The sequence below is a fragment of the Shewanella sp. 10N.286.52.C2 genome, from assembly GCF_002874545.1.
In the GTDB taxonomy this organism is placed as follows: domain Bacteria; phylum Pseudomonadota; class Gammaproteobacteria; order Enterobacterales; family Shewanellaceae; genus Shewanella.
Window position 1 is genome coordinate 87751 of the sequence record NZ_MCTV01000013.1, and the last position, 17764, is coordinate 105514.

General features: G+C 42.8%; 16 protein-coding genes. 12 read left to right on the forward strand and 4 right to left on the reverse strand.

The genetic code is table 11. From position 1 onward, the window contains the following. Nucleotides 1-297 precede the first annotated feature (297 nt). From petA to BCU94_RS06330, 5 genes are all read left to right on the forward strand, one after another. Entirely contained in the window at nt 298-888 is a 591-nt protein-coding gene (gene petA / locus BCU94_RS06310) for a ubiquinol-cytochrome c reductase iron-sulfur subunit (RefSeq protein WP_076539021.1), read from the forward strand. Further along, nucleotides 888-2102, forward strand: a complete 1215-nt coding sequence (locus BCU94_RS06315) for a cytochrome bc complex cytochrome b subunit (RefSeq protein ID WP_102439929.1) — start codon at nt 888-890, stop codon at nt 2100-2102. Before petA ends, BCU94_RS06315 begins: the two co-directional genes overlap by 1 nt. After that, a complete protein-coding gene (locus BCU94_RS06320; RefSeq protein WP_102439928.1) occupies nt 2102-2806 on the forward strand; it encodes a cytochrome c1 in 705 nt (234 codons plus the stop codon). Before BCU94_RS06315 ends, BCU94_RS06320 begins: the two co-directional genes overlap by 1 nt. A gap of 94 nt (nt 2807-2900) precedes the next feature. Then, nucleotides 2901-3530: a stringent starvation protein SspA gene (gene sspA, locus BCU94_RS06325; RefSeq protein ID WP_102475909.1), complete on the forward strand. Its 630-nt coding sequence runs from the start codon at nt 2901-2903 to the stop codon at nt 3528-3530. Further along, a complete protein-coding gene (locus tag BCU94_RS06330; RefSeq protein ID WP_102439927.1) occupies nt 3530-4018 on the forward strand; it encodes a ClpXP protease specificity-enhancing factor in 489 nt (162 codons plus the stop codon). The genes sspA and BCU94_RS06330 overlap by 1 nt, the downstream gene beginning before the upstream one ends. A gap of 157 nt (nt 4019-4175) precedes the next feature. Here BCU94_RS06330 and BCU94_RS06335 read toward each other — a convergent pair whose 3' ends face one another. Then, nucleotides 4176-5459, reverse strand: coding sequence for a hypothetical protein (locus BCU94_RS06335; protein ID WP_102475910.1), 1284 nt, complete (start codon nt 5457-5459; stop codon nt 4176-4178). A gap of 206 nt (nt 5460-5665) precedes the next feature. Between BCU94_RS06335 and BCU94_RS06340 the strand changes: the two genes are divergently transcribed. From BCU94_RS06340 to BCU94_RS06370, 7 genes are all read left to right on the forward strand, one after another. Then, nucleotides 5666-6235: an aminodeoxychorismate/anthranilate synthase component II gene (locus BCU94_RS06340; protein WP_102475911.1), complete on the forward strand. Its 570-nt coding sequence runs from the start codon at nt 5666-5668 to the stop codon at nt 6233-6235. Between the two features lie 233 nt (nt 6236-6468). Beyond that, a complete protein-coding gene (locus tag BCU94_RS06345; protein ID WP_102439924.1) occupies nt 6469-8955 on the forward strand; it encodes a S9 family peptidase in 2487 nt (828 codons plus the stop codon). A gap of 125 nt (nt 8956-9080) precedes the next feature. Next, on the forward strand, nt 9081-10223 hold the full coding sequence (locus BCU94_RS06350; RefSeq protein ID WP_102439923.1) for an HDOD domain-containing protein: 1143 nt from the start codon (nt 9081-9083) through the stop codon (nt 10221-10223). A 338-nt stretch (nt 10224-10561) separates the two neighbouring features. Further along, nucleotides 10562-11779 (forward strand): aspartate aminotransferase family protein, encoded by a 1218-nt coding sequence (locus tag BCU94_RS06355; RefSeq protein WP_102475912.1) that lies wholly within the window; start codon nt 10562-10564, stop codon nt 11777-11779. A 110-nt stretch (nt 11780-11889) separates the two neighbouring features. Beyond that, entirely contained in the window at nt 11890-12909 is a 1020-nt protein-coding gene (gene astA, locus BCU94_RS06360) for an arginine N-succinyltransferase (RefSeq protein WP_102439921.1), read from the forward strand. Nucleotides 12910-12919: 10 nt separating this feature from the next. Next, entirely contained in the window at nt 12920-14380 is a 1461-nt protein-coding gene (astD, locus tag BCU94_RS06365; RefSeq protein ID WP_102475913.1) for a succinylglutamate-semialdehyde dehydrogenase, read from the forward strand. A 66-nt stretch (nt 14381-14446) separates the two neighbouring features. Beyond that, nucleotides 14447-15247 carry a DUF1338 domain-containing protein gene (locus tag BCU94_RS06370; protein WP_102475914.1) on the forward strand — a complete coding sequence of 267 codons (801 nt, stop codon included), beginning with the start codon at nt 14447-14449 and terminating at the stop codon, nt 15245-15247. 120 nt (nt 15248-15367) lie between these two features. On the opposite strand, the gene BCU94_RS06375 is transcribed toward BCU94_RS06370, so the two are convergent. Genes BCU94_RS06375 through BCU94_RS06385 form a run of 3 tightly spaced genes read right to left on the reverse strand, consistent with a single transcriptional unit; the run spans nt 15368 to nt 17722 of the window. Beyond that, nucleotides 15368-16726, reverse strand: coding sequence for an ATP-binding protein (locus tag BCU94_RS06375; protein WP_102475915.1), 1359 nt, complete (start codon nt 16724-16726; stop codon nt 15368-15370). Further along, nucleotides 16723-17397 (reverse strand): response regulator transcription factor, encoded by a 675-nt coding sequence (locus BCU94_RS06380; protein ID WP_102439917.1) that lies wholly within the window; start codon nt 17395-17397, stop codon nt 16723-16725. The genes BCU94_RS06375 and BCU94_RS06380 overlap by 4 nt, the downstream gene beginning before the upstream one ends. Next, complete coding sequence (locus BCU94_RS06385; protein WP_076538976.1) at nt 17378-17722, reverse strand: hypothetical protein; 345 nt, start codon at nt 17720-17722, stop codon at nt 17378-17380. The genes BCU94_RS06380 and BCU94_RS06385 overlap by 20 nt, the downstream gene beginning before the upstream one ends. Nucleotides 17723-17764 lie beyond the last annotated feature (42 nt).

Genomic DNA, 17764 nt, shown 5'->3' on the forward strand with positions numbered 1-17764 from the left:
TCAGCTGTGACTAATTTAGATAGCGTATGTTTCATTAAATATTGTTTATTTACAGCAATTTAACTATTTTGTTTGTTCTTATCTTCATAACAACTGAACAAATCGGTAGCTTATTTTTTGCTCATCGCAAAAAAAACACGCAAATCCCGTAACTTAGTTGTGTGAATTACTATGATCTGGTTCTAATTTTTCGCTATAATGAGCCCCGCCTCAAAGTATAGATTTAGCCGTTAGTGATTCTAATGTTGCTAAGTTATTAAAATATAAGAATTCCAACACCCTCTGGGAGATAAGTGGATGAGCAAAGCGCCAGTCGATACCGGACGCCGCAGATTCCTGACAGCCGCAACCGCCGTAGTTGGTGGAGCTGGTGCCGTCGCTGTAGCGGTGCCTTTTATTAAGTCATGGAATCCGAGCGCTAAAGCGAAAGCTGCAGGTGCACCGGTAGAAGTTAACATTAGTAAAGTAGAACCAGGTCAATTAATTCGAGTTGAATGGCGTGGTAAACCTGTATGGGTTGTTCGTCGTACCGAAACCATTTTAAATGAGTTAAGTTCATTAGATGGTCAATTACGCGATCCTGCTTCAGAAGAATTACAACAGCCCGCGTATGCAGCTAATCCTGCACGTTCAATTAAGCCTGAGTTCTTTATTGCTGTCGGGATTTGTACACATTTAGGTTGTTCACCAACTTATTTACCAGATAGCTTTGGTGAGCAAGTAGAAGGTGTATCTGCTGGTTTCTTCTGTCCATGTCATGGCTCTAAGTTTGATATGGCTGGACGTGTATTCCAGGGCGTACCAGCACCATTGAACCTAGTTGTACCTCCGCATCAATATGTCGATGATGGAACTGTACTCATTGGTGTCGACACAGGAGCTGCATAATGGTTAAGAATATCGTTGATTGGATTGATGCTCGCATCCCAATGACGGCGACCTATAATCGCCATGTTGGTCAATATCCAACACCAAAGAACTTTAACTTTTGGTATTTCTTTGGTTCATTAGCATTACTTGTTTTAGTTAACCAGCTATTAACGGGCATTTGGTTAACCATGAACTACGTACCAACAGCTGAAGGCGCTTTTGCTTCAGTTGAATACATCATGCGTGATGTAGAGTACGGCTGGTTACTTCGTTATATGCACTCCACGGGCGCATCGGCATTCTTCGTGGTGGTTTATCTGCATATGTTCCGTGGCTTAATCTACGGTTCTTATCAAAAACCTAGAGAGCTACTTTGGTTATTTGGTATGTTGATTTTCCTCGTGCTAATGGCTGAAGCCTTCATGGGTTACTTGCTACCTTGGGGACAAATGTCTTACTGGGGTGCACAGGTTATTATCTCATTATTTGGTGCGATTCCATTTATTGGTGATGACCTCACATTGTGGATCCGTGGTGACTATGTTGTTTCTGGTGCGACACTAAACCGTTTCTTTGCATTACATGTTATTGCACTGCCTCTAGTTTTAGTTGTATTAGTTTTCCTTCACTTGATTGCTTTACACGAAGTAGGCTCAAACAACCCTGACGGTGTCGAAGTTAAAAAGAATAAAGATGAAAATGGCTGGCCAGTTGATGCTATCCCTTTCCACCCTTATTACACAGTAAAAGATATCATGGGCGTCGCCGGTTTCTTAATCGTCTTCTGTTACGTGTTGTTCTTTATGCCTGAAGGTGGCGGTTACTTCCTTGAAAAGCCAAACTTTGAAGCGGCTAACCCAATGAAAACCCCTGAGCATATCGCTCCAGTATGGTATTTCACGCCATTCTATGCAATTTTGCGTGCTATTCCTGACAAGCTTTTAGGTGTTGTCGGTATGGGGCTCGCGATTGCGGTACTGTTCGTATTACCTTGGTTAGATCGCTGTAAAGTGAAGTCGATTCGTTATCGTGGACTTGTTCATAAGATTAACATTGCGCAGTTTACCGTTTCATTCTTGATCCTAGGTTATTTAGGTGCGGTTCCAGCTACGCCTACATTAACTATTGCAGCGCGTATCTTTACACTTACTTATTTTGCCTTCTTCGTGGCGCTGTGGGTTTACAGTAAAAACGAAAAGACAAAACCAGTTCCTACGAGGGTGACGCACTAATGAAAAAGCTATTAATCGCATTAGTTACATTGTTACCAACGCTAGCAATAGCGGCTGGTGGCAACAATGAATTTGTTAAGAGTCCTGATCCGGAAATCAACCTACATGACAATGAGTCATTAGAGCGTGGTTTAGACTTATTTCAACAATACTGTTCAGGTTGTCATAGTACCCAGTACCAACGCTATGGCCGTGTTGCTGAAGATTTAGGTATTTCAGTTGATGACATGCGTAACAAGTATATGTTCACCGATGCTAAAGTGGGTGAGCTAATGGAAAACTCTATCCCTGAAGCTGACGCAGCTAAGTGGTTTGGTGCAGCGCCACCAGACTTAACTTTAGTGGCTCGCGTGCGTGGTGCCGATTGGGTTTATTCATACCTTAAAGGCTTTTATAAAGATGAAAGTCGTCCATTTGGGGTAAACAATACTGTTTTCCCATTGGTGGGTATGCCCCATGTTCTTGAAGATTTACAAGGTATTTCTGTAAAACAAGAAGATGGAACGCTAGTTGCGACTGGTGGCTCTATGAACGCAGAAGAGTACGATCAAGCGGTGCGAGATATCACCGGTTTCCTTGTATATTCAGCCGATCCAGTGAAGCTTGAACGTGAAGCTTTAGGCTGGTGGGTACTCGGATTTCTATTCTTTTTCTTTATCATTGCCTATTTGTTGAAGAAAGAATACTGGAAAGATGTGCACTAGACACGAATAACGGGTAAAATACATTATTCGCATACTCTAAACGAGGGGCTTAGCCCCTCGTTTGTTTTGTTTTTTCCGTTTCTGGAGGATATCAATGGCTGTAGCTGCCAACAAACGCTCTATCATGACACTGTTTTCAGGTGCCGATGATTTATATAGCCACCAAGTACGTATCGTACTGGCTGAGAAAGGGGTAACTGTTGATGTATTACAGGTAGACCCTAGCGAGAAGCCTCAGGAGTTACTTGACGTAAATCCTTACAACTCAGTTCCGACTTTAGTTGATCGTGAATTAGTATTGTATGAGTCTCGCATTATCATGGAATACCTGGATGAACGCTTTCCACATCCACCATTGATGCCAGTATATCCAGTTGCTCGCGGACAAAGTCGTCTAATGATGCACCGTATTGATACTGACTGGTATGATTTGGTTGCCCGTATTCGCCGTGGCGACAAAGCTGATGCTGCTCGTAAAGAGTTAACTGATAGCTTGGTTGCTTTAGCGCCAGTATTTGCTGAAATGCCATACTTTATGAGCGAAGAATTTGGTCTTTCTGATTGTTACTTAGGGCCGCTATTATGGCGTTTACCTGAACTAGGTATTAACCTTGATGCCCGTACTTCTAAAGATATCCATGCTTACATGACACGTATTTTTGAACGTGAATCATTTAAAGCATCGTTAACTGAGGTTGAGCGCGAAATGCGCATGGGCATGTAATGAAAGCAATTACCCCTAATCGTCCATATTTGTTGCGGGCTTACTATGAGTGGTTGATGGATAATCACTTTACCCCACATGTTGTCGTGGATGCATTTGTGAAAGGGACTCAAGTACCTCAAGAGTTTGTTAAAGACGGTCAAATCGTACTTAACATAGCTGGCGGTGCTGTGGGAAATTTGCAAATGACCAATGAATTTGTCGAGTTTAATGCTCGTTTTGGTGGTGTACCGCAGCAAGTCGTTTTACCGATGGCTGCTATCGTGGCAATTTATGCCCGTGAAAATGGTGCTGGTACCGTGTTTGATATGGAAGATGCTTATATGGCAGAAGATGAATCTGAAGATTTATCACCTGCTACAAGAGCATTTTCTACAGTAGAATCGACCGTAGATGCTACTGTTGACACTGCTGTATCAACTGAAGAAAAGCCAACTGGTGATTCTGAAAAAACTAAAGGACGTGCTCATTTAACGGTTGTTAAATAGTCGGCTCAAATCATAAAAAAACCAGTTATTAGTCCTAGATTAGTAACTGGTTTTTTATTGTCTGTTATTTACTGAGTGGCATAGTGTGCAGCTATTGAAGTCTCAGTAACATCTTAAACTTATCTTGCTAGTTTTACTTCCACTCCACTGAACTGTCCTAGTGCTTAAGCGCATGGGCTGCTAATCTTGTTAGTTTGAAAGCGACTTTTAAACAACGGTTTTCCAAATTATCATTTTCAATTTCTAGCTGGTATCGCGCCAAAATAGCCAGATAAGCACAGAGCTGCTCGCTATCCATGGCTAATGCTAATTGGGCGATTGGTTCGATAAAGGTTTGGTACTGATTTCGATAGCGAGCATTAGGAAATTGCTCACTAGGGTCCCAGTCTTGCCATAGGCAAAGATCCACTTGCTGTTGAAATTGGCATAAGGCTTCAGGGCTTATATCCACCTTAGGCAGTTGCTTTATCATCATCGCTAACAATGCTTCAACACCACTGGCAATCTGTTCTTCTGGGGTGGGTTGGTCAATAAAACAAAACTCGCCAAGGCTGAGTTGTGCATTATCAGATACGCAGGCGTCCTCAAGCTGTTTTTTGCGACCTTGATGCCAAGCAAAACTCACGAGTGGGTAGTTGGCAACCGCTGCGTTGTAATTAACACAAGCCAGGTATTCATTTTGAATATCTGGGAAACTGTCTAAGGGATAATGAGCCACTATTACCGGAACTGTTAACAGATAGTGAGGGTGTTGCTCGGTTAACTCAAATGTTGGGTAATTCAAAATAATATTTAGTGCATGATTGAGCGAGTGATCTTTATCAAACGCGCAGGGCCAATATTGCTGTGATAAAGCATGACTTGGCTCTATATACGGCGCTAACGCTGTGATTGTTTGTGGATCCCAACAAGCATGCACTGCGCGAATATGACCAAAATCCAAAAACAGTGGCAATGACATAAACCAATCTATCCATTGATAAATTGATTCGTCAGCGGGATCAAATAACGATAGGAAAAAGGGGCCTTGTTGGCTTAGGCTATCTGAATTGAGTGCTAGCTTGCTCGCGCTAACTAAAGGCTCGTCTGTGATCGGGTGGTGTTTACTCCAACCTATGGCGTTAAACTCATTTATGCCAAGCAAACAATAAGCATAACCTTCATCAACCAGCCGTTTTATAAAGTTGAGTAAGGCGATGTGCTCAATAGCGGCTGCATCGGTTTGAGCAGGCTGGTGTGACGCAATTAAGTTGCCACAAAAAACTAACTTAACAAATTGAATACTCGATTGTGGATCATCGATATCAAAATCAATTTCGGCTAATAAATCGGTTAACTTGTCTAAGCGACCATAAATATCACCAATAAAATAAAGACTGACATTTCCCACCTGTGTGACTTGTGTTCCTGAAACTTGTGTATTTAAAAATTGCATTCCCATAGTTTACCTTCCTAAGATGGCGGTAGGAGCCACTGATATAGAGCTATAGTATAACCTAGCAATTAAACGTTACAGTCAACAAAACCAGCGATAGGTCTAAACGCTTAAGCACTGAGCAAAGCTATGCTATTATCCGCCACCATTCAGGTATTTTAGCTTTCCTGATTAATTATTCTTATAAAGCAATCTTGTACTTAGGGTCCTTAATGCTGTTAATGATTGATAACTACGATTCGTTTACTTTTAACTTAGTGCAATATTTTCAGCAGCTAGGTTTTGAGATTATGGTAAAGCGTAATGACGAGATCAGCATTGCAGAAATCCAAGCCTTAAATCCAACTCATTTGGTTATTTCTCCAGGCCCTTGCTCGCCTAATGAAGCGGGGATCTCATTACAAGCAATCGAATACTTTGCCGGTAAACTGCCAATTTTAGGGGTATGTCTAGGTCATCAAGCCATTGCACAGGTGTTCGGCGCTAATGTTGTTCGTGCTAAAAGAGTGATGCATGGTAAAACCAGCAAGATAAATCACCATGAAGCTGGCTTGTTTAAACAGCTTAATCAGCCACTTACAGTTACCCGTTATCATTCTTTACTAGTTGAAAGTTTACCTGATGGTTTTCAACTTGATGCATGGTTTGATGATCCAATTCATGGCCGTGAGATCATGGCGATGCGCCATAATAGTTTGCCTATATTTGGGGTGCAATTTCATCCAGAAGCTATTTTGACCGAACAAGGTCTTGAGTTACTACAGAATTTTTTAAATTATTAACTTGCTCATTTGGGGCCAATGAGTCGCATTTGGATCCCTTTATCATCTTCTAAACGGCTAACCTTACTTTCCTCTCCAATAATCAATAATTTCCGTTACAACTTTGACCAAAAAAGCTCACAAGTTTACTCCTTTTTTATGATATAAAAGAGCAATAATAAAAGCACTTGCCAAACAGTGGTTAACGTTTAGGCGAGAATATACCAAACATCTTTGATGACAAAGGATTCAATATGACAAGGCTACTGCGCAATACTGCGCTTAGTGCGCTTTCTTTAGCGATCATTTCTGGTTGCAGCGCGACCGCAACTAGCAATAACACCCCAAGCATTTCTAACGCAGCTTCAAGTTACACAGTGCCGCTTGCGACACCTCCTCAAGTTGAACAGCCTTTAACCTTAAATCAGATCATGGCCAACCCTGATTGGATGGGTGTGTTAGCTAAAAATGCTTATTGGGGCGATGATAGTCAGTCAATTTATTTTAATCGACAAGCACATCAGGCGCCAATTGCTGAGGTTTATCAGCAAGGCGTGAGTCAAACTCAGGCAAGTCTTATTAGCTTGAATCAGTTGCATTTAACTGATCAAAAGCACGGTGTGTTGAGTGCAGATAAATCGCAAAAAGCCTATATCTATCAGGGTAATATATTCGTTAAGCAATTAGCGTCAGGGGACGTAAAACAGCTTACCCGCGTGAATACTGCAATTGATGAGGTTAAGTTTCTTAGTAGCGGCGACTTAGCCTATTTTCAAGGTAATAGTGTCTTCAAGATACATCTGCAGACTGGGTTAACTGAGCAGCTAGCAGATGTGCAAATGGCCAATGCCCCTAAAGGGGTTAGCGATCCAGAATCTTACATTGCCAAACAACAGCATCGTTTGATTGCCTATGTTGCTTTGCAGCATAACAAGAGTAAAACCCGCGCTGAATATGCCGAGGAGTTAGCGGCGCAAGACCCGACTTTTGCGGCTAAAACTTGGTATTTAGGCGATGATGAAAAAGTCTCTGATATGAGTCTTTCCGCTGATGGCCGTTACTTAGTGGTTAACTTAGTTGATAAAGACTATAGCTGGCGCAGCGAGCACGACATCATGCCAAATTATCTAGGTAAAGATGGCTATGTTGATGCAGTACCTGCAAGGGCGCGTGTGGCTGAAGACAGTTACCCAGGTGAACGATTGGTGGTCCTAGACTTGGTCGATCACGTTAAGAAAGATATCACTATTGAAGGTCTTGATGGTTACGATGCCGACGTGTTAGCCAGTGTAAAAGCTGAAAATGCCAAAGCCAAAGGCGAGCGTTATAACAGCGAAAAATCGCCACGGGTATTGCAACTGATGCAAGATTGGACTTGGAGTCAAAGTCCGATGCAGTGGCATGAATCTGAAAATAAATTGCTGGTTATGATTGAAGCGGTTGATAATAAAGATCGCTGGATCGCCAGTGTCAACCTTGAAACCGGCAAGCTAAAAACAGAGCACCGTTTACATGATGATGCTTGGGTTAACTACACCTTTAATCAATTTGGTTGGGTGGGAACATCTGAGTCATTCTATTACTTATCTGAAGAGTCTGGTTATTCACAGCTTTATGTTAAAGGTGAAAATGGCAAGACCAGCGCACTTACCAATGGCGAATATGTGGTTGATCAAGTGACCTTATCACCCGATGCGACGCATCTTTATTATCGTGCTAACAAAGACCACCCTGGAACTTATAATGTTTATCGGGTTGAGATTGCTAGCGGTAAAACTGAGCAGCTGACCCAGTGGACAGGTACCCTTGATTATGAGTTAAGCCCTAATGGTCAATCGTTGCTATTAACGGCATCAACAGCCACCCAACCTAATGAGCTGTATGTGCAGCCAATTGGCGGCGAGCTTAAGCAGTTAACTCATTACACCAGTAAAGCGTTTGCAGATTATGCATGGCAAGCCCCTCAAGTAGTAAAAGTACCATCAACTCATGGTGCGAAAGACATTTACGCTAGAGTCTATTTACCTCAGGGCTATGATGCTAATAATGCTGAAAAATATCCTGCAGTAATTTTTAACCATGGTGCGGGTTACCTGCAAAATGCCCATAATGGTTTTTCTGGCTATTTCAGAGAGTTCATGTTCCATAACTTATTAACACAACAGGGTTATGTCGTCATGGATATGGATTACCGTGGTTCTAAAGGTTATGGCCGCGATTGGCGCACCGCTGTGTATCGCAATATGGGTCATCCTGAAGTTGAAGATTTAAAAGACGGCGTTAGCTGGATGGCGGCTAACAGTCATGTTGACGGCGCTAAAGTAGGTACCTATGGCGGCTCTTATGGCGGCTTCTTAACGTTCATGGCGTTATTTAATGAGCCTGAGTTATTCCAAGCGGGCGCAGCACTTCGTCCGGTCACCGATTGGGCGCATTATAATGCGCCATATACCTCTAACATCTTAAATACCCCAGATGTTGACCCCATTGCCTATGAAAAGAGTTCACCAATTGAACACGCACAGGGTTTACAAAAACCATTGCTGATCATGAGCGGTGTGCTCGATGACAATGTGTTCTTCCAAGATAGTGTGCGCTTAGTACAACGCTTGATTGAGTTAGAAAAGCCGATGTTTGAAACCGCGATTTACCCTGTTGAGCCACATGGCTTTAGACAGGCATCAAGCTGGTTAGATGAATATCGTCGTATCTACAAATTGTTTGAGCAAGAGCTAAAGTAATGATGCGTTTTACTTAAGCTGATTTAAACCATAAGGCTTCCATTTGGAGGCCTTATTTGTAACGATAAGCAGCAGTTGAAATATAATTTTCATATAACTAACACAGAATTAAAGGCAGTTTATTTGTGGCAGTGTCGGTAGCAGGTGGCGTAAGGCCAGGAAAAGTCATTGAAGTTGAGCGCAGGCTGTATAAGCAACTGATTATGGGTAAGGAAAAGTTACCCTCGCAGCTTGATGACTTAGATAAGCAGTTAGAAGATGACGCCAATAAACTTGAAGTTGAACGTTTAGCCATTAAAGCACGTTTAGAAGAGCAAGCGCGGGCTCAGTTGGTGTTACAGCGCATATCAGAGCAATTGACTAACACTGTCATAAGCTCCCTTGAGCATCAGCTCAATTCACCTCAGCAGATGTTAGCGCAATCGGGTTTAAAAGAGTCCCATATTTTATTATTGGATTTACTGCTTAACAAAGAACCTGATCTGCGCCGAGTGCGATCGCTTGTTGAAAATATCAGCTGGCTATCGACCGATCTTATCAATTTAATCAATAGCCCAGCCTCGAGTCACCGCAGACCGCAGCGATCAGAAGTCAAAGTAACCGACATCAAGTTAGTGCTTAATTATATTGGCATTGAAAATTTGCAAGCTGTGATCCCTTACTTTTGTTTACGGCATTGGCTGCCATCGGGCAATACTAACCTGATTTGGGCTAGTCGTAAGTTATGGCGTTACAGCATGATCACCGCCATAGCGGCCAAAGCATTGGCAGCGCTGCATCAAAAGGATGTGGCATTGGTTTATAGCGCAGCTTTGATGAAGCAATTAGGCGCAGCGACTATATTAAATGCCAGCGCCAGACAATTTGAAAACACATGGGGAACCTGGCTACGTGAGACCAGCGCCAAAGGGGATAAAACCTTATACGATGCGGTAATGGCCTCAGCATTTCCAGCTGAGGAAGTGTTTGAGCAAGTGATGTCCTATGGTGAGCAGCTTAATTGGCAATTATTGGACTTAATGGATTTTAACCAGAGCCAGCTAACCCAAGTGCTAAAAGAGCTCGATTTAAATTATCACTTTAGCGAGTTTTCCACAGAAAGCGCTATCGTTGCCAAAGCCAGTTGTTATGCCAAGGTATTAATATTAGAGCAATCGCGTTTAATTGAGCCGCAAGAGAAGCGAGTGTTATTTGATTATTATGAATTTACCGAGCAAGAGCTGATCCGTTTAAAATCGCAAAATTACCGCAAGCTTAATTTAGTTTAAAGTCAGGCTTTATCCCCCTTAAGTATGACTAAATCTTGTTTAGTTATGCATTTATGATGAATAGCTAGCTTATTTGAGGCCAAATAACTTTTTTTATGACTATTTATGCTAAAAATAAGCTGTAATAGCACTTTGTATGTGAAGTTTGTTAACTCTTTATGCATTATTCATTTAAGTTATGAATAGTTAACCGCTAAAAACTGGTATTTTGATCACGTTTTAGCTAATAATGACCTGCAAGCTATACAAACATCCGCAGTCAACTTAAACCAAAATCAATACAGCAAGCGGAATAGAGTGACTTAAGTGTCGCTAATAACTTTAAGGAACGAAAAGCAATGAGCGTTGAAATGAACTTAACACGTGCCCAATTTGATGAAGTCATGGTGCCTAACTATGCGCCAGCAGCCGTAATCCCAGTTCGCGGAGAAGGCAGTCGAGTTTGGGATCAACAAGGTAATGAGTTTATTGACTTTGCTGGTGGTATTGCAGTGAATTGTTTAGGTCATTGTCACCCAGCACTTGTTGGCGCCCTAAAAGAACAAGGTGAAAAGCTGTGGCATTTATCAAACGTAATGACCAATGAGCCAGCATTAGAGCTGGCGACGAAACTGGTTAACGCCACGTTTGCTGAGCGTGTTTACTTTGCTAACTCAGGTGCTGAAGCCAATGAAGCTGCACTAAAACTTGCCCGTCGTTACGCATTAGATAATCACGGCCCACAAAAAGATCAAATCATCGCCTTTGATAAAGCATTCCATGGTCGTACCTTCTTTACTGTTACTGTGGGTGGTCAAGCGGCTTACTCTGATGGTTTCGGGCCTAAACCACAAAGCGTTACTCATGTACCATTTAATGATATTGCCGCTCTAGAAGCGGTAATTTCTGATAACACTTGTGCCATCATGCTTGAACCACTTCAAGGTGAAGGCGGTATTATCAATGGTGACCCAGAATTCTTAAAAGCTGTGCGCGCACTTGCTGATAAGCATGACGCATTAGTTATTTTTGATGAAGTGCAAACAGGTGTTGGCCGTACCGGTGAGTTATTTGCCTACATGGGCACCGATATTGTGCCTGATATTTTAACCAGCGCCAAAGCCCTAGGCGGCGGTTTCCCAATTGCTGCAATGCTAACCACTGCTAAAATTGCCGTACATCTTAAAATTGGTACTCATGGTTCGACTTATGGCGGCAACCCATTAGCGTGCGCTATTGGTAATGCTGTTATGGATGTGGTGAATACGCCTGAAGTACTGAATGGTGTTAAGCATCGCGAACAGTTATTCCGTGATGGTTTAGCGGCAATCAATGCCAAATATAATGTGTTCTCAGAAGTGCGTGGTAAAGGCATGTTATTAGGCGCAGTACTTAACGAGCAATATGCAGGCCGTAGCCGTGACTTCTTAGTTGCATCGGTTGCAGAAGGCTTAATGAGCTTGATTGCTGGCGCTAACGTCGTGCGTTTTGCTCCATCTCTTGTTATCCCAGAAGCTGATATCGCTGAAGGTTTAGCACGTTTCGAACGTGCTGTAGCTAAAGTGGTTGCAGGTTAATAGATAAGTAAAGCGTAAGGGTAAAACCTTGCGCTTTTTTATTGGGTTATCGGTAATGAAAAGTCTGTTTGTTGGTGACTTTTTATTACTGGATTATCAAGGAGAGTCAGATGCTAATCATACGACCGATTCGTGGCAGTGATTACGAAGCACTTTACAAGGTCGCCGTTGAATCGGGTCATGGGTTCACTTCCCTGCCAGTCAACGAAGAGCTATTACGCTCTAAAATCGCTAGAGCTGAAGCTTCTTTTTCCAAGCAAGTTGAGAAACCTTTCGATGAAGGTTATTTGATGGTGCTTGAAGATTTAAAAACCAATCAAGTTGTCGGTACCTGCGGTATTGAAGCCGCTGTCGGGATGGAAGATGCCTTTTATCATTACCGTTTAGGCACTGAAGTCTATCATTCTAAACAAATCTCAGTTCGTAACGAAGTGGAAACACTGACGCTTTGCCATGACTACACTGGCGCTGCAGAGTTATGTACGCTGTTTTTAAATAAAGAATATCGCAGAGGCTATAACGGCCGCATGCTTTCTCGCTCGCGTTTTTTATTCCTCGCTCAACATGAGCAACGTTTTGGCAGCACTGTAATTGCTGAAATGCGCGGCGTAAGCGATGAAAAGGGTGATTCACCTTTTTATGAGTGGTTACAAGATCATTTCTTAGGCATTGATTTTGTCGAAGCCGATTATTTATCGGGGTTAGGTAAAAAGGCCTTTATGGCTGAAATGATGCCAAGAAGCCCGATACATGTATGCCTATTGCCAAAAAAAGCACAAAAAGTGATTGGCGAGGTGCATAGAAATACTAAACCTGCGCTGAAGTTATTGCAGGCTGAAGGCTTTAAATTTAGAAATTACGTCGATATTTTCGATGGTGGTCCAACAGTGGAGTGTGCGCTAAGCGACATCCGCGCCGTGAGTCAAAGCCGTCTACTTACGGTCACTATTGGAAAGATGCCTCATGCCGATCATCAATATCTTGTCGCCAATACCTTGTTAGCGGATTACCGCGCAACAGCGGCAAGAATTTTAGTTTCACAAGAGCATGATAACGTCACCTTAAGCCCACAATTAGCTGAAGCGCTAATGGTTGAGCAAGGCCAGCAAATTCGCGTATTAGAACTGTAGGAAACAGCAAATGACACAATTTATCAAAGGCCAATGGTCTAATGGCGAAGGTCATGAAATTACATCACTCAACCCAGCAAATGGTGAGGTGATCTGGAGCGGTAAAACGGCGACAGAAGCCCAAGTTAATAGCGCCATTGATGCCGCAAGAAGTGCGCAGTTTGACTGGTTTATGCTTGGCTATGAGGCGCGTTTAGCCATTGTTGAAGCGTACCGCAGCGAACTTGAAGCGCACAAAGCTGAGCTTGCTGAAGTGATAGCCCAAGAAACCGGTAAACCTCAGTGGGAAACCGCCACAGAAGTGGGCGCTATGATAGGCAAAATTGGCTTATCAGCTGCAGCGCATGATAAGCGTACTGGTACAGAAACTAATGACATTCCTGCAGGTCGCGCCGTTTTACGTCATAAGCCGCACGGCGTTGTTGCGGTATTTGGCCCTTATAATTTCCCTGGTCATTTACCCAATGGTCATATTGTTCCAGCCTTACTTGCGGGTAACACCGTGGTGTTTAAGCCATCAGAGCTAACTCCGAAAGTCGCTGAAGAAATGCTAAAACTTTGGGACAAAGCAGGTTTGCCACAAGGTGTGATTAACTTGGTTCAAGGCGAGCTTGAAACCGGTAAAGCATTGGCCTCGCACCCGCAAATTGATGGACTATTCTTTACCGGTAGTTCTCGTACTGGTCACTTGTTGCATCAGCAATATGCAGGGCATCCTGGCAAAATTTTAGCCCTTGAAATGGGGGGTAATAATCCATTAATTATCAAAGACGTCACAGACACTAAAGCGGCCGTTCACGATATTATTCAATCAGCTTATATCTCATCTGGTCAACGTTGTACTTGTGCACGTCGTTTGTACATCCAGCAAGGCGCTGCAGGTGATGCGTTAATTGCTGAGCTTATTACCGCGATTAAGCAAATCAAAGTGGCTAGCTGGAATGCACAGCCGCAGCCATTTATGGGTTCGATGATTTCTGCAGCCGCAGCTAAAGGCATGGTTGCCGCGCAGGCTAACTTGTTGGCATTAGGTGCGACATCGCTTATTGAGCTTACTCACGTTGAAGCGGGGACTGGTCTAGTGTCTCCTGGGTTAATTGATGTGACAGCAATTGCAGAGCTGCCTGATGAAGAATACTTTGGTCCATTGCTGCAATTAGTTAGATACCAAGCCTTTGATGATGCCATTGAGATGGCAAACAACACGCGTTATGGACTTTCTGCTGGTTTGTTGGCGGATAGCCGCGAAGATTACGATTACTTCTTAGCCCGTATTCGTGCAGGTATCGTTAACTGGAATAAGCAAATCACTGGTGCATCTGGCGCAGCACCATTTGGTGGTGTTGGTGCATCAGGTAATCATCGTGCAAGTGCATTTTATGCTGCTGATTACTGTGCTTACCCTGTGGCTTCTGTGGAAGCGGATAGTGTTAGCTTGCCTGCGACATTAAGCCCTGGTTTATCTATCTAGTGATCTAGATTGCAATGAAGGCAATGACTTTTGGGTCATTGCCTTTTTTTAAAGAAGGATTTTATTATGCATACCGACGTTAACACTTTATTCGCCGCTTTATGGCAAGACTACATCAATATGACGCCCTCGGCGGCAAACATTCAGCAACTGTTAGGGCAGGGAAAACCGATCATTAACGATCATATTGCCCTGCGTACCTTTAATATTGAAAAAGTTAACCTTGCTGTATTGGCGGCTCATTTTGAGTCGCTTGGTTATGTTGCCAGTGGTGATTATCATTTTGAGCAGAAAAAGTTGGTTGCCAAGCATTTCGAGCATCCCGATCCGCATCAGCCTAAGGTGTTTATCTCTGAGCTGTTAGTGGAAGAATTTAGCCCTGAAGTGCAAAGCATTATCCATGGTTTAGTTGATCAAGTGGATGCTGCGGCGACAACTGCGGATAATTTTTTATATTCAGGCTGTCATTGGCGTGTCGATATCGCCACTTACAAAACCTTATTGGCAGAAAGCGAGTACGCAGCTTGGGTTGCGGCCATTGGTTATCGCGCTAACCATTTTACGGTTTCCATTAATGAGCTGCCTGATTTTGAAACCATTGAATCAGTCAATGAAACCCTAAAAGCTGCTGGCTTTACCTTAAACACCGCTGGTGGTGAGATTAAAGGTTCAGCTGAAGTGCTATTAGAGCAGTCATCAACGATGGCAGATCGCATGGCGGTCAGCTTTGCAGATGGCGAACTTGAAATTCCAACTTGTTTCTATGAGTTTTCCCGTCGTTATCCGATGGCTGACGGTGACCTGTATACTGGTTTTGTCGCCGCGTCTGCTGACAAAATCTTTGAAAGTACTAATGCTGTCAAATAATGCTGCTAGCTAAGTCGGTAGAATTGCGTTAATTTTACCGCTAATGAAAATGCCAAGTAAGTCAGTTTATCTGGCATTTTTCATTGTTAAGTTGCAAGGTTTTAGTACGCCATTAAGGGATTATGTTACGGCGCTACCATCTGGGGTGGTATTGGCAAATATAATGCAAACATGTAAGCCTTTTAACACATCACCACGCTCGAACTTGAGTTGATAACCATATTGCTCAACAATTTCTTTTACAATGGATAACCCCAGCCCATGGCCTAACACGGCTTCATCTAAACGTTTACCGCGATTGGTCAGTTGGCTGATTTGATCGTCATTGACGCCGGGGCCATCATCTTCGATACACAGGGTTAATGTTTGTTGCTGCTGAGATACCGTCAAATTGACCGCTGAATTTGCCCACTTGTAAGCGTTATCTAATAAATTACCAAACAGCTCCATACCATCTTCACGGTGTATCGGCAGGCGACTTATGTCATCGCTGACATCAATGCTGCAATGAATGTTTTTATGGTGATGTACTTTATCTAGAGTGCTAATGAGCGCCTCAAAATCACGTGGCACCACCATTTGCGCTGCTGGCAGCATATCACCAGTAATTCTAGCTGCAGTGAGCTTACGTTCGATCATGTTGCGGATCAGGTCTAATTGCTGCTGCATGGCTTCAGCCGCTTGCGGGTTTGATAAACCCAATACTTCAACTTGTTGCTGCATCACGGCTAATGGGGTTTTTAGGCCGTGGCTTAAATTACCTAAATTATTTCTACTGCGCTCAATTTGATTAGCGGTGTAATCTAATAATTCGTTATAGGTTTCAGCTAAAGGTTTTATTTCAACTGGAATCTTGGTGACTTCTAGGGCATCGATTTCACCTTGGCGTAATTTGGCCAGTGAATCTTGAATGTGTTTAACTGGCTTAAATGATTGGCGTAGAATGATAAAAATACCGCCAATCATTGCCAGTAGCATGGCGATATTAATCGCCAACTTAGTGCCAAACACTTCACTAAAGACCCGCCGGCCAATACTTAAGTCTTGAGCAACCGTAAGGGTGGCAACTTTATCGCCATTGATTGAGCCTATACCAATCGATAATAACTGCATGTCATTATTTTTTGGCCCTTTGGCTTGCCATACCCGGGTTTGATCATGCTGCAATAATTCGATATCTAATTGCACATCCCATAGAGAACGGGAGCGGATCACTTGATCATCGGAGTTAAATTGAAAGTATCGACCTGAATAGGCGGGTTTGTAAAAGCTGGAGAGTTGGTTTTGGTCGATGATAATTTCACCAGCATTGATATGGCTGGCGATAATGATGTGTTCTAAATCTTCTTCGAGACGATTGATGATAGAGTCATGAAACGCTTGTCTTAACATGGACTCAAATAATATGAGTCCGATGACGGTGGCAATAATGATTAAACCGCTAAGCCATAAACTTAGCTTACTGCGGATTGATATCATTCAACAATGCCGTGAAAAATATACCCTTGGCCACGGCGGGTTTCAATGGCGGTTTTACCAAGTTTTTTACGTAAATGGGTAACGTATACTTCAACCACATTTGATTCTTTTTCATCGTCAAATTGATAAAGCTTATCGGTAAGTTGTGCTTTTGAGAGTAATTTCTTTGGCGACATTAAAAATATTTTTAATAGTCTAAATTCCATGGCGGTTAATTCGTAATGCTTGTCACCGATATGCACTCGTTGCTCTGACTCATCAAGGGTAATGCCACCATAACTCAACTGCTTTGATGAGGTATTAAGACGGCCATGGGCACGATGAATAAGTGCCTGAACTCGCGCTAACAGCTCTTGAGCATGAAAAGGCTTACCAAGGTAGTCATCAGCCCCCGCATTAAAGCCTTCGACCTTCTCGTGCCACTGACTGCGCGCAGTGAGCATAATCACCGGCGTATCAATGCCTTTTTCACGCCAAGACTCGACGAGTGTTAAGCCATTACCGTCAGGCAAGCCAATATCCAAAATCACACAATCGTATTGAGTTTCTTTGATGAGGTAATCTGCTTCAACAGCTTTATCGGTTACATCAGTAACGTAGCCGGCTTGTTTTAGTTGTTTTTCAAGCTCAGCAACTAAGAGGGTGTTATCTTCAACGAGTAGCAGTTTCATTTATTTGGCATTCACTTGGTAGTTGGTCAATTGACTCTGGCATCCCATTTGTAGCATCGAGAAATAAATGGATGATATGCCCTTTTTTTATCTTTAACTGTAAATCATAACGCCATTTGTCATCCTCTTGATAGAGGCTGGCATCAATTAATTCACCCTGACAGTATTGTGCAAGTAAAGTGAGGGAATAATCAAGCGAACGAATGCTACCGGATGTAACTAAGCGTTGAACTTCATCATGTGGTAGCTCTGCAGTCATTGCTTGTGATGCTGGTGTTAGAGTCGATATAAGTAGACTGAGTAGTAATGCAGTCAGCAGCCTCATCAGACAGACTCCCATAAAAAAAGTGATAATTAGAATTGCTAA